18 protein-coding genes and 1 pseudogene are annotated in these 20,563 nt (G+C 64.6%); 9 read left to right on the plus strand and 10 right to left on the minus strand.

Annotated features, from left to right (window positions below; translation table 11 throughout):
• Positions 1 to 20: 20 nt before the first annotated feature.
• Both thrS and aglJ read left to right on the plus strand, forming a co-directional pair.
• Positions 21 to 1,973, plus strand: coding sequence for a threonine--tRNA ligase (gene thrS, locus ACERIT_RS08435; protein ID WP_373674406.1), 1,953 nt, complete (start codon positions 21 to 23; stop codon positions 1,971 to 1,973).
• 72 nt (positions 1,974 to 2,045) lie between these two features.
• Positions 2,046 to 2,966, plus strand: a complete 921-nt coding sequence (aglJ, locus tag ACERIT_RS08440; protein WP_373674407.1) for an S-layer glycoprotein N-glycosyltransferase AglJ — start codon at positions 2,046 to 2,048, stop codon at positions 2,964 to 2,966.
• Positions 2,967 to 3,005: 39 nt separating this feature from the next.
• Here the strand turns inward: aglJ and ACERIT_RS08445 are convergent, their stop codons facing one another.
• From ACERIT_RS08445 to ACERIT_RS08465, 5 genes are all read right to left on the minus strand, one after another.
• A complete protein-coding gene (locus ACERIT_RS08445) occupies positions 3,006 to 3,332 on the minus strand; it encodes a hypothetical protein (protein ID WP_373674408.1) in 327 nt (108 codons plus the stop codon).
• Positions 3,333 to 3,422: 90 nt separating this feature from the next.
• Positions 3,423 to 3,842, minus strand: a complete 420-nt coding sequence (locus ACERIT_RS08450; protein ID WP_373674409.1) for a hypothetical protein — start codon at positions 3,840 to 3,842, stop codon at positions 3,423 to 3,425.
• A gap of 60 nt (positions 3,843 to 3,902) precedes the next feature.
• Positions 3,903 to 6,020 carry a type II secretion system F family protein gene (locus tag ACERIT_RS08455; protein ID WP_373674410.1) on the minus strand — a complete coding sequence of 706 codons (2,118 nt, stop codon included), beginning with the start codon at positions 6,018 to 6,020 and terminating at the stop codon, positions 3,903 to 3,905.
• A gap of 10 nt (positions 6,021 to 6,030) precedes the next feature.
• Positions 6,031 to 7,656 carry a type II/IV secretion system ATPase subunit gene (locus ACERIT_RS08460; RefSeq protein ID WP_373674411.1) on the minus strand — a complete coding sequence of 542 codons (1,626 nt, stop codon included), beginning with the start codon at positions 7,654 to 7,656 and terminating at the stop codon, positions 6,031 to 6,033.
• A gap of 150 nt (positions 7,657 to 7,806) precedes the next feature.
• On the minus strand, positions 7,807 to 8,322 hold the full coding sequence (locus tag ACERIT_RS08465; RefSeq protein ID WP_373674412.1) for a hypothetical protein: 516 nt from the start codon (positions 8,320 to 8,322) through the stop codon (positions 7,807 to 7,809).
• Between the two features lie 165 nt (positions 8,323 to 8,487).
• Here ACERIT_RS08465 and ACERIT_RS08470 point away from each other — a divergent pair, with 165 nt between their 5' ends.
• Both ACERIT_RS08470 and hisF read left to right on the plus strand, forming a co-directional pair.
• Positions 8,488 to 8,961 (plus strand): DUF5793 family protein, encoded by a 474-nt coding sequence (locus ACERIT_RS08470; RefSeq protein ID WP_373674413.1) that lies wholly within the window; start codon positions 8,488 to 8,490, stop codon positions 8,959 to 8,961.
• Between the two features lie 65 nt (positions 8,962 to 9,026).
• Positions 9,027 to 9,842: an imidazole glycerol phosphate synthase subunit HisF gene (gene hisF, locus ACERIT_RS08475; protein WP_373674414.1), complete on the plus strand. Its 816-nt coding sequence runs from the start codon at positions 9,027 to 9,029 to the stop codon at positions 9,840 to 9,842.
• Positions 9,843 to 9,929: 87 nt separating this feature from the next.
• On the opposite strand, the gene ACERIT_RS08480 is transcribed toward hisF, so the two are convergent.
• The 5 genes from ACERIT_RS08480 to ACERIT_RS08500 form a co-directional block, all read right to left on the minus strand.
• The gene (locus ACERIT_RS08480) at positions 9,930 to 10,208 is read right to left on the minus strand and encodes a DNA-directed RNA polymerase subunit L (RefSeq protein WP_373674415.1); all 279 of its coding nucleotides are present in this window, start codon (positions 10,206 to 10,208) and stop codon (positions 9,930 to 9,932) included.
• A 185-nt stretch (positions 10,209 to 10,393) separates the two neighbouring features.
• A complete protein-coding gene (locus ACERIT_RS08485) occupies positions 10,394 to 11,035 on the minus strand; it encodes a 30S ribosomal protein S3ae (RefSeq protein WP_373674416.1) in 642 nt (213 codons plus the stop codon).
• Positions 11,036 to 11,048: 13 nt separating this feature from the next.
• On the minus strand, positions 11,049 to 11,438 hold the full coding sequence (locus ACERIT_RS08490) for a KEOPS complex subunit Pcc1 (RefSeq protein WP_373674417.1): 390 nt from the start codon (positions 11,436 to 11,438) through the stop codon (positions 11,049 to 11,051).
• A complete protein-coding gene (locus tag ACERIT_RS08495; protein WP_373674418.1) occupies positions 11,435 to 12,706 on the minus strand; it encodes an exonuclease RecJ in 1,272 nt (423 codons plus the stop codon). The genes ACERIT_RS08490 and ACERIT_RS08495 overlap by 4 nt, the downstream gene beginning before the upstream one ends.
• A 36-nt stretch (positions 12,707 to 12,742) precedes the next feature.
• On the minus strand, positions 12,743 to 13,210 hold the full coding sequence (locus ACERIT_RS08500; protein ID WP_373674419.1) for a 30S ribosomal protein S15: 468 nt from the start codon (positions 13,208 to 13,210) through the stop codon (positions 12,743 to 12,745).
• Positions 13,211 to 13,622: 412 nt separating this feature from the next.
• On the opposite strand from ACERIT_RS08500, the gene ACERIT_RS08505 reads away from it, so the two are divergent.
• The 5 genes and pseudogenes from ACERIT_RS08505 to ACERIT_RS08525 form a co-directional block, all read left to right on the plus strand.
• Complete coding sequence (locus tag ACERIT_RS08505; protein WP_373674420.1) at positions 13,623 to 13,775, plus strand: hypothetical protein; 153 nt, start codon at positions 13,623 to 13,625, stop codon at positions 13,773 to 13,775.
• Between the two features lie 99 nt (positions 13,776 to 13,874).
• Positions 13,875 to 15,215, plus strand: coding sequence for a Trk system potassium transporter TrkA (trkA, locus tag ACERIT_RS08510; protein WP_373674421.1), 1,341 nt, complete (start codon positions 13,875 to 13,877; stop codon positions 15,213 to 15,215).
• 259 nt (positions 15,216 to 15,474) lie between these two features.
• On the plus strand, positions 15,475 to 17,016 hold the full coding sequence (locus ACERIT_RS08515) for a TrkH family potassium uptake protein (protein ID WP_373674422.1): 1,542 nt from the start codon (positions 15,475 to 15,477) through the stop codon (positions 17,014 to 17,016).
• Between the two features lie 48 nt (positions 17,017 to 17,064).
• Complete coding sequence (folP, locus tag ACERIT_RS08520) at positions 17,065 to 19,620, plus strand: dihydropteroate synthase (protein WP_373674423.1); 2,556 nt, start codon at positions 17,065 to 17,067, stop codon at positions 19,618 to 19,620.
• Positions 19,621 to 19,736: 116 nt separating this feature from the next.
• Positions 19,737 to 20,447 (plus strand): annotated as a pseudogene (locus ACERIT_RS08525) (RNase P subunit p30 family protein); the annotation flags it as partial.
• Positions 20,448 to 20,563 lie beyond the last annotated feature (116 nt).

The following is a 20,563-nucleotide window of genomic DNA, read 5'->3' on the forward strand; positions in this document are numbered from 1 at the left end:
TCCTCCGGCTTCGCCGATCTATGAGCGAGACCGATGCGGAGGCCGATGTGACGGTCGTCCTTCCGGACGGATCACACCTCACCGTGCCGGCCGGATCGACACTCGAGGACGTCGCCTACGAGATCGGCCCCGGGCTCGGTCGAGATACCGTAGCGGGCAAGATCGACGGCGAACTCGTAAGCAAACACGAACCCGTCCACGACGGGGCGGAGATCGAGATCGTGACGGAAGACTCGGAGGAGTACCTCACGGTCCTCCGTCACTCGGCGGCCCACGTGTTCGCCCAGGCGCTCCAGCGGCTCCATCCGGAGGCCAAACTCACGATCGGCCCGCCGACCGACGATGGGTTCTATTATGACGTCACCGGCGTCGACCTCGACGAGAGCGACCTCGAGGCGATCGAGACGGAGATGGACGACATCATCGAGGCCGATTACGACATCGAACGCGTCGAGCGCGATCGCGAGGAGGCCTTCGAGATCTACGAGGACAATCCGTTCAAACGCGATATCCTGGAGACGGAGGCCGCCGGCGAGGACCCGGTCAGCTTCTACGTCCAGGACGACTGGCAGGACCTCTGTCAAGGTCCTCACGTCGACTCGACCGGCGAGATCGGCGCCGTGGCCCTCCTCAACATCTCCTCGGCCTACTGGCGCGGCGATGAGGACAACGAGAGCCTGACGCGCGTCTACGGGACCGCCTTCGAGTCGGAATCGGACCTCGAAGAGTTCAAGCAGATGCGCGCGGAGGCCGAAGAACGGGATCACCGGAAGATCGGCCGGGAGATGGATCTGTTTTCGATCCCCGACCACTCGCCGGGGTGTGCCCACTATCATCCGAACGGGATGCGGATTCGGCGCGAACTCGAGGAGTACATCCGCGAGAAGAACGACGAACTCGGCTACGAGGAGGTCTGGACGCCCGAGTTGAACAAAGCCGAACTCTGGAAGCCGACCGGCCACTACGACGCGTTCAAAGAGGAGGGCGAGATGTTCGCGTGGGAACAGGACGACACCGAATACGGCCTCAAGCCGATGAACTGTGCGAACCACGCGCACATCTTCGACGATTCCCAACACTCCTATCGCGATCTCCCGATCCGGTATTCCGAGTTCGGGACCGTCTACCGCAACGAGCAGTCCGGCGAACTCTCGGGGCTCCTCCGGGTGCGAGGACTCACCCAGGACGACGGTCACGCCTTCGTTCGCCCCGATCAGATCGAAACCGAGATCCGAAACACGATCGGCGTCATCGAGGACGTGTACGCGCAGTTCGACCTTGAGATCATCTACAAGTTGGAGACGCAAGGCGAGAACGCGATGGGCAGCGACGAGATTTGGGAGAACGCCACGAACGCGCTCCGTACTGCCCTCGAGTCGAAGGGACTCGAGTACGACGTCGAGGCGGGTGAGGCCGCCTTCTATGGCCCGAAGATCGGCCTCGACGCACGCGATGCGATCGGCCGCGAGTGGACGATCGGCACCGTCCAGGTCGATTTCAACATCCCGCGTCGACTCGATCTCACCTACGCCGGCGAGGACAACGAGGAGCACCACCCGGTGATGATCCACCGGGCGCTTTTGGGCAGCATGGAGCGATTCATGGGCGTGACGATCGAGCACTTCAAGGGGAACTTTCCGCTTTGGCTCGCGCCCGAACAGGTCCGCGTGCTCCCCGTCTCCGACGACGCGCTCGGATACGCCCACCGCGTGAAGAACGAAATCGACGACGCCGGCTTCCGCGTGACCGTCGAGGACCGCGACTGGACGGTCGGCCGCAAGATCCGCCAAGCACACGACGACCGGCTGCCGTACATGATCATTGTCGGCGGCGACGAGGAGGAGTCGGGGACGATCTCCGTTCGCGACCGCTTCGAGAACGAGCGCGCGGACGTCGATCCCGACGACTTCATCGATCAGCTCCGCGATGAACGCGAGAACAAACGAACCGAGCCGGACTTCATTGAGGAGTGATCTCGCCGCCGGGGGCCCAACACAGTCGGGGAACCTGCACACTTAACCGCCCGCACCAACCACGACTGGACGATGACGGGGTCCCCGGAGGTGTGCGTACTCCTGCCGACGATGAACGAGGCGGCCACGATCGCAGAAGTCGTCCGCGACTATCGCGAGCATGGCTTCGAGAACGTGCTCGTGATCGACGGCGGGTCGACCGACGGAACCCGTGACCTCGCCGCCGACGCCGGCGCCCGCGTAGTCGAACAGTCGGGCGAGGGGAAAGGACAAGCCGTTCGGGAGGCAGTCAGCAAGCACATCGAAGCGGAGTTCGTCCTGCTTGCGGACGCTGATGCGACCTACGAGGCGGCGGATGCGGAGGCGATGCTCAAGCCGATCCGCTCGGGGCGGGCCGAACACGTCATCGGTGACCGGTTTGCGGATATGAAACCGGGCGCAATGACGCGGCTCAACCGGATCGGCAACCGGATCGTCAACTGGGCGTTCGCCCGGATCCACGGGACGAACTGCCGAGATATCCTCTCGGGATATCGTGCGTTCACTCGCGAGTCCTTCGAGCGTCTCCACCTTACCGCCGAGGGCTTCGGGATCGAGACGGAGATGGCCGTCGAGTGCGTCAAACACGGCGTCCCCGTCGCGGTGGTGGATATCACCTACCGCCCCCGCCCGGAGGGATCCGATACGAACCTTCGTCCGATCCGTGACGGTGGGATCATCTTCCTCGAACTCTACCGAAAGGCGAAGACGAACAACCCGCTTTTCTACTTCGGTAGCGTCGGCTTGACGGCGACACTTTTGGGGGCGCTCGTGGCGGTATACGTCCTCTATGAGTGGGTGGCACGAGGTGTCGGCCACGAGATCCTCGCGCTGGTCTCGGCGGCGGGCATCCTCCTCGGTATCCAGCTCTTGATGTTCGGCGTGCTCGCCGATATGATCCTCACGCTCCACCGCGAAGGGGCCGACGGCTACGATCGCCGTGGCTCCGAGTGACGGATCGAAGTTCCGGGTCCGTTCGTACGCCGAATGGACTCAAAACGGCAGGGCCGCACGAAGCCGTTCGAGGATCGATCCGCCGCCGTGTCGGCGTCGCTCCTCGAAGAGGGGATGAAGCGCGTTCATCAACTCGCCTTTCGTCTCGAACTGGTCGGGGCCCACACGGTCCAACGCGTCGGTCAGATCGAGGGTGTGGCCGGACGCGTTATAAGGGATCTCCTCGGCGGATAGCTCACGAACGATCTCCGCTTGCGTCGCCGGGAACTCGACGTCCGATTCCTCGAGCCGGGCGTCGAGGGCCGCGATCCCGAACTCGATCGTCTCCGGCGTCTTGCCGTCGTTTCCTGGGGGCCGGACAGCCATTATGCGTCCGTTTTGGTCCGTCCCCTCAAAAATCCAGGCAACTCGTATCGAGATCGACCGGCGGGAACCGATACCTGTAACTCCCGTCAGTCACTCCGGCGGGAACTCCTCGGGCGGGACCGCATCGACGATATGCAACGGAAGCTCCCGGCCCGCTCGGTCGAACGCGGCGACGCAGTCGTCCTCCCAGGGCGGTACCGCCACGACCACGACCGCTGCCAGATCGTCCGTCTCGTTCACCCGAAGCTCGCCGGTTGGATGCGACAGGAAACGTGCCCGGCCACGTTCGGACGGCGTCGAGAGATCCATCCCGAAGACCGCATCGACCGACCCTCCAATGTCGGGAAGCGTGAAGTGAGTCAAAACCGGCGTCTCCGGATCGACCGTGGTCGTCTCTCCGGACAGGTCGGCGGCCGACGTCGCCGAAAGAAGGACGTTGACGGCCGCCGGTTCCGCGTCGGTCGCATGTTCGAGGAGGACGGTCAACAGATCGCGGGTGAGGTGCACCACGGATCTATCAAACGTGCTCTGCACTGATAAGTAATGGCGAGCGGGAACGGCGTCGTCCGGTCACACGAGCCCCATCGAGACCACCGAGACGTACGTCAAAACGAGGAGGATCACGGCGTGTTTGACGCCGTCCCGAAGGTCCCCTTCACCGAGTTGTCCGGCGACGGCTCCCGAACAGATCCCCTGGATGACCGCGCCGTGATAGAAGACGAGCTCGTAGCTTGCAATATCGACATCCCCGAACCCATCCGCGATCCCCCCGACGCTGGCGCCGGCGGGAACGCCCCCGCCCCCGTCTGCGACCCCGGCTTCCGCGGCCTGTTCGATCGCGGGGATGAACGCGAGCGTGAGCGACGCGATGATTCCGAGGAAGACGAAAAACGAGATGTAGATCACGATCAGGTAGGTCATCATCACCTGTCGTCGCTCCCGTTGGAGTCGTCGGGAGGCGCGCGTCTCCTCGGCCGCGATCGAAAGCACCGGCGCCACGTCGCCGCTTGCACGCATCGCGTTGACGATGAGTGCGACCGACCGGGAGACGATCGGGGACCGGATCCGCCGTTCGAATCGATACAGCGCCGACTCGACGTCGGATCCCCAACGGACGTCCCGCCACGTTCGCTTGAGTTCCGGGGTCAATTCGTCGAGATCGGACTGGGCGACGCGTTCGACGCTCTCGACGATGGTCATCCCCGCCTCGTTGATCGACGCGAGTCGGTCCAGAAAGTCCGGGACGGCCGACTCCATGCGGCGCGTCCGGCGCTTTTCGATCTCATAAAGCGACGCATAGACGATCCCAGCGAGGATCGTCGATTGAACGATCGCATCATCAACTGCCCGAACGACGGCGATGGGCGAGTCCACTGGAATCGGAGTCGCCGACGCCCAGATCCACACCACCCCGATCGGAAGCGTCACGGCGAGCGAGACGATCGGACGTCGCAACAGCAGTTCTCCCGGTCTTCGTACCCACCCAAGCGTATGCCGGAGTCGGTCGTACTGTTCCATCCGTTCGTACTGCTCGCGATATCGGTCGGCAACCGCGCCGTCGTTCGATCCGGATCGGTCGGTCGACGCGGTCGTTACCGTGAACCGTCCGGGAACGATCGCATCGGTCGCCTTCTCGACGGTCGTCAGTCCGGTTCTCATGGTTCGAGTGACGCTGTCGACGTAGACGACGAATCCGGCGGTTGCAAGCGGGATGCCGGCGTAGATGATGACGCGCAAGATAGGGATCGTATTCTGTAAGACGAGCCCCACGACGACGAAGATGGTGATGAAGAACAACGGTCCCGCGACGAGAACGGTTACGTATGCCTCCGCGAACGTCGACAGTAACTCGAGATACTGTTCCTGTTGGGATTCGGATTCCGCCTGGTAGCGCTCGTACTGTTTGTGAAGGTACTCCGGGAGGGAGCGACCGGATCCGAGCACCGACGCGAGATTCTCGGTGAACTCCTCGAGGTTCTCGCTTGGAGTGTGGCGTGCGGTCCGGCGTAGCGCAGTCAACACGTCCGTCCCGAAGGTGTTCATGTCCCGAACTGCGACGGCGAGTTCAGTCGCCGCCTCGCCGTATACGTCCTCGTTCTCCGCGAGCGTCTTCAGTACGGCCGGTAACGCCATTCCCGATCGTGAGAGCGCGTAGATGAACGCGACCGTCCGGGGGAGCGTCGCGTCGATCGCGGCCGCCCGCGAACTCGCACGGTTCTCGAGGATCCCCCACCGAAGGGTATAGATGCCGACGGCCAGCACGGTCCCGATCGTCGCCGAGGAAGCAAGCAGGAGCACGAACAGCTCCAGCGGTTCGATCGTGGACAGCCGTGCGAGTTCGGCGAGAAACGCGAGCGCCCCAGGGAGCGTCTCTTGGATCGTCTCGGCGTTGACCTCCATGACCACGAGCAGGCCGGCCGCGAGATAGACGCCGAGAACGCTTCCGACGACGGCGAAAACTGCGGCATAAAACAGCGTTCGTGCGGCGTACACACGGTGGGTTCCCCCCGTATGGGCCGCCCGCATGCGGTCGCGTTGCCGGTTCGCTCGCGTCGAGTCGACGACGTAGTCGCCGAACGTCGAAAGCGCGATCCGCGAGACGAACAGGTTCACTCGGCGGTGAACGAGCGAGAGGGCGAGGACGCCGAGAATGATCGCCGTCGCGAGGAGAGGAAGGATCCAGATCACGCTGCCGCTCTCATGCGTCCTCGCCTTCGATCTCCGTTTCGAGTCGGTCCATCACTCGTTCAGGGTCCGCGTAGTACTCGTTCACGAGTGCCGTAAAGCGTTTGTAGCCAGTGATGTCGAGATCACAGAGGATCTCGAGGAATCGCTCTCGACGGTCGATTTCCATGAGAAATGCCCCGCGATCCCAGCCGCGTTCCTCCTGGATCTCCGAGAGCAGCCCGGAGTCATTAGCGGTGAACGAGTCGGCGTCGGGGTGCCACTTGAAGGTCGACGAGTAATCCAACTCGCCGGTCCGCTGGTCGATACCGCCGATCTCGCCGATGATCTTCGCCCGGCGAACGCGCTCGTCGTCGGAGCGAACGAGCGTCTGAATCGACAGCATATCGAGCGACTGGACCATCGCCCGGGGGACGTTGATCGGGTCGTTCTCGAGGCGGTTGATGACGGTCTCGATCGAGTCGGCGTGCATCGTCGAGAACGTCGTGTGGCCGGTGTTCATCGCCTGAAACAGCGTCACGGCCTCCTCACCACGGACCTCGCCGACGAGGATGTACTCCGGGCGATGGCGAAGCGCCGACCGGAGCAGGTCGTACATGTCGATGTCGGTCCCCTCGTGGAGTCGCTCGCGAGTCACCGAGGAGAGCCAGTTGTCGTGATATAACGAGAGTTCACGGGTGTCCTCGATCGTGATCACCTTCGCTCGCGGCGGGATGAACATCGACACCGCGTTCATCGACGTGGTCTTTCCGGAGGCCGTCCCGCCGGCGAAGATGAGCGATTTGTTGTGCTCGATACACAGCCAGAAGTACGCCATCTGTTCGATCGAGAACGTCCCGTAGTCGATGAGATCGATCGGAGTGAACGGTTCCTCGGCATACTGACGGATCGTGAATGCCGATCCGCGCGGCGTGACTTCCTCGCCGAGCGCGAGTTCCGCTCGCGATCCGTCCGGGAGCGTCGTCTCGACGATCGGCTCGCCGACGGAGATGTGCTGGCCGGACTGCTGGGCGAGGCGGATCACGTAGTTATCGAGTTCCTCGCGTTCGTAGACGACGTTCGTCTCGATGTCGGTGTAGGTGTCGTGATAGATGAAGATCGGCAGATCATAGCCGTCACAGGAGACGTCCTCGATGTGGCCATCGTTCAGGAGAGGATCGACCTTCCCGTAGCCCCGAAAGTCGCGATGGAGGTAATAGAGGACGGCATGAAAGGTGGTCATATCCACGTTGGCACCGTACTGTTCGAGCAACGATTCGAGTTCCTCCCGAAGCGTCTCCTCTTCGGCCCTGTCGCTCCCGCCCTGGTACAAAAGCGGGTCCCGGATGTCCTCGACGACGCGGTCGAGCAGGGCGGCGGTGAACTCGTCGAGATCGGGCTCGATGGCGTGATAGCGGTGTTCGCTTTCCTCCTCGTCGTAGGTGATGACGACGTAGGCGAACGGAGCGTTCACCCAGTAGCGGTCGATCTCGGTTTCGCCCTCCGGTGGCGAAAACGAGGCGAGGGGCCCGTCCTCGCCCGGGCGAAACGGACGAACTGCGACATCGATTCCCCGAAGCAGTTCCCAGGTACGCACCGCGCGGCGTCGAAGTGTCTCTATCCCCCCCTCGATCCCGCCGGCGAGCGTTTCCCCTGACATCGTTCGTGCGTACGCCGTACTCGATCCGGCACCTTAAAGCCGTCCCGTCGATCGTCAGCGTCGCACACTCGCTTGGTCGTTCGTCGCCGGAGTCGTCGGAGTCGTCGGAGTCGTCGGCCGGGAATTCCCGTGGCACATGCGGCCAACCGGTCACTCGTCTCCACGCCGCTCGGCGAGAAGCAGCGTGCCGCCGAGAACGGCGATGAGGACTGCCCCGATCGGGATCGGAATCCCAGGCACGCCGAGGGTGACGAGGAGGTAACTCGCCACCGTGAGGACGATCCCGGCGGCAAACAGCGCACCGCCGATGACCTTCGCGGGATCGATCGGCCCGGCCTCAAGGCGTTCCTCCTCCAGGTAATAGAGGATCGACGTGAATACGGCAACCGCGATCAGCGCGGATCCGATCGCCCATGCCAGATAGGCGTCGTAGACGATGTCGCCCGCCTGGAGGCGGATCGCCCGCCCGATCGGCCGAAGGAAGAACGACTGGCCATCGATCGACCTGTCGATCAGGTACTGCACCTCCAGAAACGGATAGCGCAGGTACAGTGCGTTCCCGTATCCCGGGATCGAGGCGTACGTCACGTTCCAGGGAACGAACGCGGCAAGCCACGCCGAGATCACCGCGAGTTCCCCGACGTATTCGGAACGGACCCAGACCATGTCCGTATCGAGCGTGGCGGAGGGTTAAAACGACCGATGAATGAGCGCCCGAATCCGTGCGTCGACCATCGCAAATCGGTGGTGGCGAGCGACCGGCGGCGTTACGTTCAGGGACCGGGCCGGCGTTACGTTCATACCCACAGACCGTCAACCATTGAACAGCCGATGCGGCGGGAACACTTTGAACTGACGGTCGAGGACATCGAGCGGATTCGCGAGGACGATCCACGCAAGCCGTTCGTCCGGATCGACTTTCGGGGCCCCGAGGGGCTCCTGACTGAGCGTCTGACCGGGCCGGATGGGGATCTGCTCGCGGCAAGCGAGACGGACGTGGCCTTCCGGCTTCGCGAGCCGCTGGAGGACGAGACGGCCGAGGGGGTAGTCGCCGTGACCAACCGGGTCACCGGCGAGTTCGTCCTCGAATTGAACGAGGAGGCCGACGACGTACTCCGATTCATCCGTGCGGCCCGCGAGTACGGGCGTGCCACGAGCGACGATGAGGAGGGCCGGTATCGCGTGGAGATCGCGATCGACGGCGAGGTACTCGTGACATACGACAAGCGCACGTTCCTCGTCTACGACCCGGACGGCAACCTGCTTCGCAGCGAGAGCCTCATCCCCTCCGGCGTTGAGCTCTAGCTCCCGGAGCGTTCCGCCGACCCCGGACCCTTTTAGTATCGTCCGGCGGGTAGCTATGATAACGAATGGGACTCACGAAACGGATCATTCCGTGCATCGACGTCGACATCGACGAGGACGGGAACGCGGCCGTCTACACCGGTGTCAACTTCGAAAACCTCGAATACACCGGCGACCCGGTTGAACTCGCGCGCAAGTACAACGAGTCGGGTGCCGACGAGTTCGTCTTCCTCGACATCACCGCCTCGGCGGAGGGTCGCGAGACCATGCTCGACGTCGTCCGCGGCGTCGCCGACGAGTGTTTCATCCCGCTCACGGTCGGCGGCGGCATTCGGACGACCGAGGACATCAAGGAAACGCTCCGGGCCGGCGCCGACAAGGTGTCGATCACGACCGGCGCGCTCGAGCGTCCGGCACTCATCGAGGAGGGAGCGGCCGCGTTCGGCTCCCAGTGTATCGTCATCTCGATCGACGCGCGTCGCCGCTACGACGGCGACGGCGAACAGTACGTCGAGGACGACGGCGAGTCGGTCTGGTTCGAGTGCACGAAGAAGGGGGGTCGAGAGGGGACCGGTATCGACGCGCTCGAATGGGCGAGTGAGGCCGAGGCGCGCGGTGCTGGTGAATTGTTCATCAACTCGATCGACAGGGACGGAACGAAGGAGGGCTACGACATTCCGCTCATGCGCGGCGTCTCCGAGAACGTCTCCACGCCCGTGATCGCCTCCTCCGGCTGTGGCGGTCCGGAGGACGTCTACGAGGTCTTCACCGAGGCCGACGCGGACGCTGCACTGGCGGCGTCGATATTCCACTTCGGCGAGTACACGATCGAGGAGGTCAAAGAGTACCTCGACGAGCGCGACGTTCCGGTCCGGCTGTGAGCTACTTCAGCTGTGAAATAGTCCGGCTGTGAGCTACTCCATCCGTAACCGACCCATCGGCGTTTTTTAAGTCGTCACCGCGGACGATCAGGCCGCACGAACCGCATCCGAGAGCGCCGTCGTCCGGTGAGTGATCGAGTCAGCCGCCTCCGCAACGGCGTCAAGGGGATCGGTATCGTCGGTTTTGACCGTGAGGACCGGGTCCGTCTGGCCGCCGGACTGTTCGGGATTGACGTCGTAGGTCGCGGCCGCGACGCTCTCGGTCTCCAGGAGCGCGCCCTTCAGGACGTTCATGAACGTGTGGTCCTCACCGGCGATCTCGATGCGGAGTTCCTCCTCGCTTTTGTCGATGACCCGCAGTTCCATGGACTTGAGTAAGCCCGAGCGGCGTTTCAACGTTTCGTCTCCACGTCGACGAAAGCGGAGCCAACCGAGACGCTATCGTCGGTCGGTGCCGGCCACGGGACGTCGTCAGTCAGTGATTCGACCGATCGGTTGTAACGATCGCAAAAAACGGGAAAACGGAAACCGAGTCGCAGTGCGGTCGTCGCCTATTCGTCGACGGCGACGTCCTCGGTGTCCACGTCGACCGCAGCTTCCTCCTCGGCGGCAACCTCCTCGGGGCGCGCCTCGAGGGTGAGCTTCTGGACCTCGACGCGGCGAAGCGGGTAGATCATCTTCGCGTCGCCGTAGATCGCAGAGGAGAGCCGTCCCTCGACGATGGAGTCGACGAGGTCCGCGAAGGTCCGCTCTGCAGCGGCGTCGTTGACCTGGTCGATCATCACGCGACGGATGGCCTGCTCCTGGGAGCGGTCGGCCTTTTTCGTGGTAAAGGAAACGGGCTGGAGCCGGACGCGGTAGTCGTCCGTCGTCAACACCGTGATCGATGCCTCGATCTTCGAGGAACCGCGACGAACGAGCGAGCGCAGGTAATCGCGCGTCAACTCGTATTTCACGAACTCGGTGTAGGCCGTGTCGCTGCCCACGTCCGTGATCTTGAACGTCAACTTGGTGTTGTTCGCACCGCTTTCCTGGGTGAGTTCGCCGAGCGTGGTCGTGATCGTTCGACCGACGACCTGCTCGGGTTCGGCGGCGAGGGTCTCGCCGATCTCGGCCCTATCGAACTGCTCGGGCGCGAGCACGGAGTACCATCGCTTCTCCTGTTTCTGTCTGGATACGGATCGTTCGCTCATGTGTGTCTCGTGTCTATGTTGTGTCGTGTTCGTCTCTGTGTCCGTTCTCCACCGCGGTTTCCTCGTCAGTTTCGTCGGCATGTCCCTCGTCGGTTTCGTCGGCGTCGGATCGACGGGCGTCCATCGTCCGGCCGGATTCGACGTGGTCGCGACCGCGATCGACGACGCGATCGGCAACGTGCAGGTTGCGGAGGTAGTCGTCCACCGTCGACTGCAGGCCGCCGGTCGTTCCGCGAGCGATTCGCCGAACGATTACACCGTCGTCGACCTCGCCGTCCATCGAATCGGTGTCGTCCGGAACGAGCGCGGCGTTGACGAGTGCCGGATCGTCGTGGCGCGTCCGAACGACCGCGGTTCGTTGCGGTCGGTCGGTCGGCTCGTCCGTCGAAGACGGGTCGGTCATGTTCGAAGCGCCTCCCTCGTTGCCGCGAGCAGTTCGGAGGCGTCGCGATCTCCGTTTCCGGCAGCATCGCGTTCGTCGTCGACGTCGGCCATGTCGAGGCCGCCGCGCGTCGGACCGCCCCAGCCGGTGGCGTGGAACTCGTCGGCTACGGAGCGGAGCGTCTCCCCGATGCCGACGGGTTCGCTCGCCGCGGCGGCGATCCGCCCGGCGTCGGCGTCGATGACGAGCGCGATCGGCTCCGGCGATCGGAAGTCGCGAATCACTTCGGCGACGGTTGCGATCGCACCGGACGGCGCGTCGACGCGGGCCACGAAGACCCCGTCGTAGCGGCTCGTCGTCGCACCGGCGATCGATCGGTGGACCGTCGTTCCGTGTGATCGCCATTCATCGAGCGCGACGGTTCGGAGCCGATCGTCGAGGTCGTCCTTCGAGATCGCGAGCGCGATTCCGGTTCCCGGAGCCTCGCGAGCGAGCGCTCGGAGCACGTCGGCGTAGCCGCCGACGGTCGCGAACGGCTCGGAGTCGACGATCGCATACGGACGAAGCACACGCTCAAGGGCCGACGCCGACCGCTCGCTTGCGGTCGGCATGCCGACGACCTCGACCGCGAGCAACGACGCGAGCCGCTGATGATCGTCGTTCGAGAGCGAGTCTCGGTCGATCGTCGCACTCGTGTCGAGAGCCGAGAGGATCGACCGCGCCGCTTCCACGTCGCCCGAGACGGGTGCGCGAAACAGCGTCGAGGCGGCAAGTCCCTCCGCGAGGTCCTCGCTGGACGCCATCGACGGGACGGCCACGCCCGGACGTCGATCGACGAGATCGCGACGTTTGGCTGCCTCGAGCGCGTCGCCTGGATCGTTCGACTCGGGCACCGTGCCCGCGGCGATGATGCCGGCGAGCGTCAAGACCGGATCGGCATCGATCCCAAGTTCACCTGCGACCGCGAAGGCGGTCGTGCTCGCGGGACGTCGGTCGCCCGTGATCGCGTGGATTCCGGTGACGGACGACGACTCCGCCCCGTTCGCGCCGATCGCGATCGAAACGTCGTCTGAACCGTCCGACGCAAGCGACTCGATCGCCCCGCCCGGATCCGCGCTCACGCGGACCTGGTAGGGTGTGTCGAGGTTGCGTGCAACCCGAGCCAGCAGCGCCGCTGCTGCCAGCGCGTCACCGTCGTCGCGGGCGACGAGCCGAACGAACGGCGCGTCGCGAACGACGCCGGCGAGCGTTTTGGGGTCGGCCTCGGTGACGGCGGTCGATCCGGTCATTATCGTGGTCTCGTGGGAGTGCCGAGTGGAAATCTATCAGTCGCTGACGAGTTCGCGGGCGGCGTCGTGGGTGTAGCTGAACTCCTCGTCGAGTTGGTCGCCGCGGTAGTAGTCGGCGAGCCGGCGGATCTTCGATTCGGTGTTCTGAAGCGCTCGCTTGTTCTGGTGGTCCTGCGGGTTCTCATCCATGTGTTCACGGAGGCGAACCGCGCGTTCGAGGAGATTGTAGAGATCCTCCGGGATCTCTCCGGAAGCATCGTTCTCCTCGAGGATCTGCGTGAGCTTCTTTCCGGTCGCGAGCTTGACGTTCGGGATCGGAGTTCCCTTTACGCCCTCATCGCGCAGTTTCATGCCGATCTGGCTGGGGTCGTGTCCCTGATCTGCCAGTTCGACGACGCGCGTTTCGATCGCGTCGGCGTCGACGTCGCTCCACTCCGGCGGGTCGTCTGCCACGGGCTTGTCCGAACCGGACGAGCCGCGGCGGCGGGTATGTATTCGTGCCATCGTTTGTCGTTGGAACGGCACAACCGCAAAAGCGTGACCGCGACTCCCTCCGTGGATGATCGGCGCTCCACGCCCGGAACACGTCCGTCCGCGGGCACGGGAGCGCCTCGATCGCGACGGGGGAGGCGACGGTGCACTGCCGCAATCTCAAGCCGTGGGTCGCAACCCCGGCGAGTCAGAGTTACGGCTGTGCTGTTCCCATTGAACGGTTCGCGCGCCCACTCTTAAGGGTGTTCAATCCCCACGGAGCAAATCGATCGCCCATGGAGGATGGATCGACCTCGGATCGGCTCCGATCGTCGCCGAACGGAGCGAATCCGAACGGCGCCGCGGACGGAATCGGCGTCTGCACCGATTCCCAACCCGTTCGGATCGCCACCAGCTTTTTCCGCGGTCCGCACCGGATCTATGTATGCAACCCACACCCGGAGCGGACGACGATCGGGCCGAGGCCGCCAAGTCGGATCGGGACGACTCGAAGACGTGTTCGGAGTGTGGTGCCGCACTGGAGTGGAGTCTCGATATCGACGGCGTCCAGCACTTGGAGTGTCCGAACTGCGAGTGATCCGGTGGGGCCGTCCCCGGCGGGCCGATCGGTTCCGAAGACAACCCATTTACCCGCTCCACGAGAACGCCGGCGCATGAGATTCGAGGGGGCCGTCCCGTGCACGTAGTGATCATCGGCGCGGGGCAGGTCGGCGAAAGCATCGCGGCCGATCTCCAACACGATCACGACGTCGTGATCGTCGAGAACGATGCCGAGCGCGCCGACGAGCTGACGTATTCACTCGACGTGTTGACGATCACCGCCGACGGGAGCGAAGTGGAGACGCTGGAGGAAGCCGGCGTCGACAACGCTGACATGGTGCTTGCAACCACGGACGACGACGAGACGAACATCGTCGCCTGTTCGACGGCGAAGGCGCTGTGTAACAGCGCGTTCACGATCGCCCGGATCAAACACACGAAGTACCTCCGCACCTGGAAGCGCGAGGCGGGCGCGTTCGGCATCGACCTGATGGTGTGTACGAACCTGCTCACTGCTGAGTCAATCGTTCGCGTCGTCGGGCTTCCGGCGGCCCGCGACTCGGATGTCTTCGCGGACGGGCGCGTCCAGATGGCCGAATTCGAGATCGACGAGGAGTCGCCGATCGTCGACCAGACCGTCGAGGAGGCCGACCGGTTCGACTCGCTCACCTTCGCCGCCATCCTCCGTGATGGCGACGTCGAGGTCCCTCGCGGCGACGCATGCATCCAGGCCGACGACCGCGTGGTCGTGATCGGCTCGCCACGAAGTGTCCAGACGTTCGCGCGGACGATCGCTCCGGAGGAATCGCCCGAGGAATCCGCGGAAGTGGTCGTCATCGGCGGATCGGAGGTCGGCTACCACGTCTGTCGGCTCCTGGAGGAGCGCGGCCTCTCCCCGCGACTCGTGGAACGGGATCACGACCGGGCCAGAACGCTCGCCGAGGAGCTGCCACGGACGGTCGTGATGGAGTCGGATGCGACCGACATGGGCTTTCTCGAGCGGGAACACGTCGGGGATGCGGACATCCTCGTCTCGACGCTCGATTCAGACGAGAAGAACCTTCTCGAATGTCTGCTTGCGCGCCGGCTCGGCGTCAAGCGGACCGTCGCCGTCGTCGATCGGACCTCCTACGTCGACCTCTTCGAGACGGTTGGCGTCGACGTCGGCGTCTCCCCTCGTGAGGTCGTTGCCGAGGAGATAACGCGATTCACCCAGTCGGGATCCGCGGAGAACATCGCGTTCATCGAATCCGATAAGGCCGAGGTGATCGAAGTGGAGATCGACGAGGCGAGCGCGCTCGCGGGCAAGGCGATCCGCGATGCCGTCGTCGACTTGCCCGACGGCGTGGTCATTGGCGCCATCACCCGCAATGGAGAGTTCGTCGTCCCGCGCGGTGACACGGAGATCCACACGGGCGATCACGTCGTCGCATTCATCGAAACCTCGGTGCTCGAGGAGACGACGGAGAAGCTGTAGCTGTCCGGATTCCCTGGGCGATTCGATCGATTGCGCGGTCGTCCCTTCAGAGTCGATTAGTGCACCACCCTCGGGCTGGTCGGGAGTTCCCTCTCGTGGCTCGCGTCTTCGTGCTGTTGACGCCGGGATACCGGCGCTCGTGACGGAGCAGGAGACGACCGTGATCGCGATCGAAACCCGATGGATTCTTGCCCGTGCCTTCGATCGGGTGGGATATGTATCGGCAGCCGAACGTCGCCCGGGTCCGACAGGAGAGAGGATGTCCACGTCGCTGAAAGTCGACTGGCGGACGAGCGCCGCAGTCACCGGGACCGTCGTCAAATACATCGCGGTGGCAATGGCGATCCCGCTCGTCGTGGCGCTCGTCTACGGCGAGGACCTGATCGTCTTCGGCGCGTCGATCTTTCTCACGCTCGCGATCGGCGCCCTGCTCGAACGCCTCGATCCGGACCCGGATCTCGGTCCGCGAGAGGCGCTGTTGCTCGTCGCGCTCGCGTGGCTCGCGGTCGCGATCGTCGGCACGATCCCCTACCTGCTTGCCGGATACGGCACCGAATCGACGCTTGCACATCCGGTCAACGCGCTCTTCGAGTCGACCTCGGGATTCACGACGACCGGCGCGACGGTGATGGGCGAGATATCACTCGACCAGCACTCACACGCGCTGTTGATGTGGCGTCAACTCACCCAATGGCTCGGCGGAATGGGGATCATCGTCCTCATGGTCGCGATCCTTCCGGAACTCGCCGTCAACGGTGCTGATCTGATACAGGCGGAGGCGCCGGGGCCACAACTGCAAAAGCTCACGCCGCACATCCAGGAGACGGCACGTGTCCTCTGGAAGGTCTACTTCGCATTCACGCTGGGGCTTGCGGTCCTGTTGTACGGGCTCCATCTCACCGGGTTTGCGCCGAATATGGACCTGTTCAACGCGATTTCCCATGCCTTCTCGACGATGCCCACCGGCGGATTCTCCCCACAGTCGGAAAGCATCGCGGCCTTCTCGGCGGTGGCCCAATGGGCCATCCTCCCGTTCATGGTCGTCGCCGGGGCCAACTTCGCCCTATTCTGGCACGTGCTCTCGGGGGATCCCCGAGATCTCCTTCGTGATACGGAGTTGCGCACGTACGCCGGAGCGGTCGCGACGTTCGTCGCGATCGTGTTCGGTCTGCTGTACGCCGGCGCTGCCCCGCCCCTTGAGATCGGTGGAACGACGGAGGGGACCGCGGAGCCGGCGTTGCGACACGCTGCCTTCCAGATCGGCTCGCTTTTGAACTCCACCGGATTCGCGACGAGCGATTTCGCCCAGTGGAGCGTACACGGCCAGTTGACGCTGCTTTTCGCCATGTTCATCGGCGGATCGGCCGGATCGACCGGCGGCGGGGTCAAGGTCGTCCGCTGGCTCATCATCTACAAGATGCTTCGTCGCGAACTGTTCGAGACCGCCCATCCGAAGGCCGTCCAGCCGATCCGCCTCGGCGGCCACGTCGTCGACGAGGACGCGATTTGGGGGGTGGTCGGGTTTACGCTGCTGTATCTCATCCTGTTCGCGATCGGCGTCCTCATCATCGGGCTGGATGCTGCCCGCGTCGGGATCGAGTTGACCGCCCTCGAGGCGATCGGCGCGAGCCTCGCCACGATCGGCAACATTGGACCGGCGTTCGGTCGCCTCGGACCCTTCGGTTCCTACCTCTCGCTGCCGCCGACGACGAAGCTATGGATGGTCTTTTTGATGTGGATCGGCCGCCTCGAGATCATCCCCGTGCTCGTCCTCTTCACCGGGGGGTTCTGGAAACGATAGCGATCCCACACCGTCACCCTAAAGCGAACCCCAGCCGACCCGAGACGTATGGACTATCACGAGGCATCGAACTTCCTGTTCGACCTCCGCCGCTTCTCGGTCGATCCCGGGACGGCATCGGTCCGGGCGCTCCTCGATCACCTCGGTAACCCGGAGGACGACCTCGCGTTCGTCCAGATCGCCGGATCGAACGGGAAGGGAAGTACCGCGCGGATCGCGGAGTCGGTCCTTCGCCGGAGCGGGCTCTCGGTCGGACTGTACACCTCGCCACACCTCGATGACCTCTCCGAACGCGTGCGCGTCGACGGCCGGTCGATGAACGATGAGGCCATCGCCGCCTTCCTCACGGAGACGCGACCATGGCTCGTCGATCGTGCGGCCGCCGGTGACCCGCTCACGTTCTTCGAGGTCGTCACGGCGATGGCCGTCTGGGATTTCGCACGTCGCGGCGCCGACGTCGCGGTTCTGGAGGTGGGACTCGGCGGGGAGCATGACGCGACCAGTGCGATCGATCCGGTCGCCACGGCGGTGACGAACGTATCGCTCGAACACACCGACGTCCTCGGCGACTCGATCGAGGCGATCGCTCGCACGAAGGCACGGATCGCCGTCGAAGGAGCCCCGCTCGTCACCGCCTGCGAGGGCGAGGCGCTCACGGTCGTCCGTGAGGTGGTCGTCGATGCTGGCGGCGAGGTGACGACCGTGGCCGGTCCGGACGAGTCCCGCTCGGCGGCTGAATCCGCCACCGACGTGACGGCTATCTACCACGGTCGAGCCGAGACGCGGTCGGGGCAGAAAAGCCCGACCGACGCTCGAATCGAGATCACGGGAAGGGAGTGGAACTACGACGCACGGATCCCGCTCGTCGGGCGGATGCAAGCGACGAACGCGGCGATCGCCGTCGCGGTGGCCCACGAGACGATGGACCGTCTCGACGGACTCGATGGTCCCGAGAAGGGACTCACCGACGATCACGTTCGTGAGGGGCTCGCGCGGGCCGACTGGCCGGGGCGGTTCGAGGTGGTCGAGGCGGATCCACTCGTCGTTCTCGACGGGGCGCACAATCCGGCAGCGTGCGGGATGCTCGCCGAGACGCTCGGGGAGTACGAGTTCGACGACCTTCACCTCGTGTTCGCGGCAATGCACGAGAAGGACCACGAAGGGATCGCGGCGGCATTACCGGAGGCGACGTCAATCATCACGTGTGCACCCGACGTCCCGCGTGCGGAGGATCCGGAAGTACTCGCCGCGGCCTTCGATCGCGCCGGCACGGAGTCCGTCGAGGCCATCGAGTCCGTCGAGAACGCCTTCAAGACCGCACGACTCCGCGCCGATTCTGGCGACTGCGTGTTGCTCACCGGGTCGCTTTTCGCGGTCGCAGAGGCCAGATCCACCTACACTCGACGGACCGTCCCGAAGCGGGCGAACACGCTTGCTGAGGCGGAAACGATCCTCGACGGCGCAAACGTCACTGAACACGATCGCGACCGACACCGTGGGGAGGTCGTCCATCGACTCGTGACGATGCGTCTGGACCGGAGCCGCGCGGAGGCCGTGCGTCGCGAACTGCTCGCTGCCGGCGGGACGTGTGCAGTCTCGGGCGCGGCGGACGGCGAACTAATTGACGTCGTTCTCGGCGGGACGATCGCGCAGTTTCACGAGGCCTGCGATGCGCTCTCCGGGATCGGAGGGGAGTTCGCCGGCATCGTGGACACGATCCGCGAGCGGATCGACCTCGATACGGACTCCGGATCCTCGACGACACGTTCCGGGCGTCCTTGGGAGGACGGGCCGGTCGTGATGGGGATCCTCAACGTCACGCCCGATTCATTTCATGACGGGGGCAAACACGCCGCTCACGGGGACGCCATCGCCGCTGCACGCCGAATGATCGACGACGGTGCGCGGATCGTCGACCTCGGCGGCGAGTCGACGCGTCCGGGCGCGGCTCCCGTCCCCATCGACGAGGAGATCGAGCGCGTGGTCCCGGTCGTCGAGGCGCTACAGTCCCTTCCGGCGATCGAGGCGGGCGACGTCTCCCTCTCTGTCGACACGCGGAAACCGGCGGTCGCGGCGGCCGCACTCGATGCCGGCGCGGACATCATCAACGACGTCACCGGTCTGGAGGACCCGCGGATGCGCGAGGTGGTTGCGGAGGCCGGCTGTCCGGTCGTGCTCATGCACAGCGTCGAAACCCCCGTCGATCCGGAGACTGACGTCGAGTACGAGGACGTAGTCGAGGACGTGATCGACGAACTCGAGGAACGGATCCTGCGCGCACAGGCTGCGGGCATCGATCGCGAGGACGTGCTCGTCGATCCGGGACTCGGATTCGGAAAGTCATCGGCCGAGAACTTCGAGCTACTCGGCCGGCTCGAGGAGTTCGCAGCACTCGAATGTCCGATCCTCGTCGGACACTCCCACAAGTCGATGTACGGCGCAGCGGGCTACGGCCCGGACGAACGTGAACACACTACCGTCGCCGGAACGGCTCTCGCCGTCGAACGGGGGGCAGACGTCGTTCGCGTTCACGACGTTGCCGAGAACCAAGCCGCCGTTGACGTCGTCACGGCCGCACGAGATCCCGACCGACTCGAGGAGTGATCGTCGACGGCCCGAAAACGGAGTTCCTACGACGTGGTGGATTCCACCATCGGGACGACTCCGGATCGTGGCGGCCAAGCGCAACCCCCAAATCCCCCGCGAGTGAACCCGCGTCCATGTACGAGGCGGTCCACGCGTATCCCGACGGCGAGGCGACCGTTGCTCGGTTCGCCAGAACGGCGGCACGACAGGGGTACGACGGGATCGTCGTTCGCACGCGGGAGGCGACGGTCGATCCAGGATCGGCCGTTTCATCGGATCTTCAAGCGATACGGGATGAATACGGGATAGACGTCGTGGCTGGCGCGGAGATCCGCGCGGACGACCGCGCAAACGTCGGCGGCTCGATCGGGAACTACAGACCGGACTTCCCCGTCCTGTCCGTCCGCGGGGGATCGGATTCGCTCAACCGGTTTGCGGTCGAGTCGGACCGGGTCGACGTGCTTTCGCGGCCGACGGCCCGCGGCGGCGATATCAATCACGTACTCGCAAAGGCGGCCGTCGAGCACGGGGTCCACGTCGAGTTCGACCTCGGTCCGGTCCTTCAGCAGACCGGCGGCGATCGTGTCCGATCGCTCTCGCGGCTGCGCAAGCTCCGGGAGATCATCGATCACTACGACGCTCCCTACGTGGTGAGCGCGAACGCGCGTTCACACCTCCACCTCCGATCGCCCCGTGAGCTGTGTGCCGTCGGCGAGGCGATCGGCTTCACGGCGTCGGAGATCGAGGCCGGCCTCGACGCCTGGGAGACGATCGCGGAGCGGAACCGCTACCGGCTCTCGGATGCATTCGTCTCGCCAGGCGTCCGACGCGGACGGGACGACGACCTCGAACACGATTCGGACGAGGGTGCCGACGCGAGCGATGAGACCGGTCGGGATCGTGACAAGTCCGTCGAAACGAACGAAACGAAATCCGGAGACGGTTCGACTCCGGAGGAACC

The organism is Halopenitus sp. H-Gu1, from assembly GCF_041821145.1.
GTDB lineage: Archaea > Halobacteriota > Halobacteria > Halobacteriales > Haloferacaceae > Halopenitus.

Excerpts from the sequence above, each read along its gene's own strand:
- thrS (WP_373674406.1), top strand. The coding sequence starts at position 21 with ATGAGCGAGACCGATGCGGAGGCCGATGTGACGGTCGTCCTTCCGGAC.
- aglJ (WP_373674407.1), top strand. The coding sequence starts at position 2,046 with ATGACGGGGTCCCCGGAGGTGTGCGTACTCCTGCCGACGATGAACGAG.
- ACERIT_RS08445 (WP_373674408.1), bottom strand. The coding sequence starts at position 3,332 with ATGGCTGTCCGGCCCCCAGGAAACGACGGCAAGACGCCGGAGACGATC.
- ACERIT_RS08460 (WP_373674411.1), bottom strand. The coding sequence starts at position 7,656 with ATGTCAGGGGAAACGCTCGCCGGCGGGATCGAGGGGGGGATAGAGACA.
- ACERIT_RS08465 (WP_373674412.1), bottom strand. The coding sequence starts at position 8,322 with ATGGTCTGGGTCCGTTCCGAATACGTCGGGGAACTCGCGGTGATCTCG.
- ACERIT_RS08470 (WP_373674413.1), top strand. The coding sequence starts at position 8,488 with ATGCGGCGGGAACACTTTGAACTGACGGTCGAGGACATCGAGCGGATT.
- hisF (WP_373674414.1), top strand. The coding sequence starts at position 9,027 with ATGGGACTCACGAAACGGATCATTCCGTGCATCGACGTCGACATCGAC.
- ACERIT_RS08480 (WP_373674415.1), bottom strand. The coding sequence starts at position 10,208 with ATGGAACTGCGGGTCATCGACAAAAGCGAGGAGGAACTCCGCATCGAG.
- ACERIT_RS08485 (WP_373674416.1), bottom strand. The coding sequence starts at position 11,035 with ATGAGCGAACGATCCGTATCCAGACAGAAACAGGAGAAGCGATGGTAC.
- ACERIT_RS08490 (WP_373674417.1), bottom strand. The coding sequence starts at position 11,438 with ATGACCGACCCGTCTTCGACGGACGAGCCGACCGACCGACCGCAACGA.
- ACERIT_RS08495 (WP_373674418.1), bottom strand. The coding sequence starts at position 12,706 with ATGACCGGATCGACCGCCGTCACCGAGGCCGACCCCAAAACGCTCGCC.
- ACERIT_RS08500 (WP_373674419.1), bottom strand. The coding sequence starts at position 13,210 with ATGGCACGAATACATACCCGCCGCCGCGGCTCGTCCGGTTCGGACAAG.
- ACERIT_RS08505 (WP_373674420.1), top strand. The coding sequence starts at position 13,623 with ATGCAACCCACACCCGGAGCGGACGACGATCGGGCCGAGGCCGCCAAG.
- ACERIT_RS08515 (WP_373674422.1), top strand. The coding sequence starts at position 15,475 with ATGTCCACGTCGCTGAAAGTCGACTGGCGGACGAGCGCCGCAGTCACC.
- folP (WP_373674423.1), top strand. The coding sequence starts at position 17,065 with ATGGACTATCACGAGGCATCGAACTTCCTGTTCGACCTCCGCCGCTTC.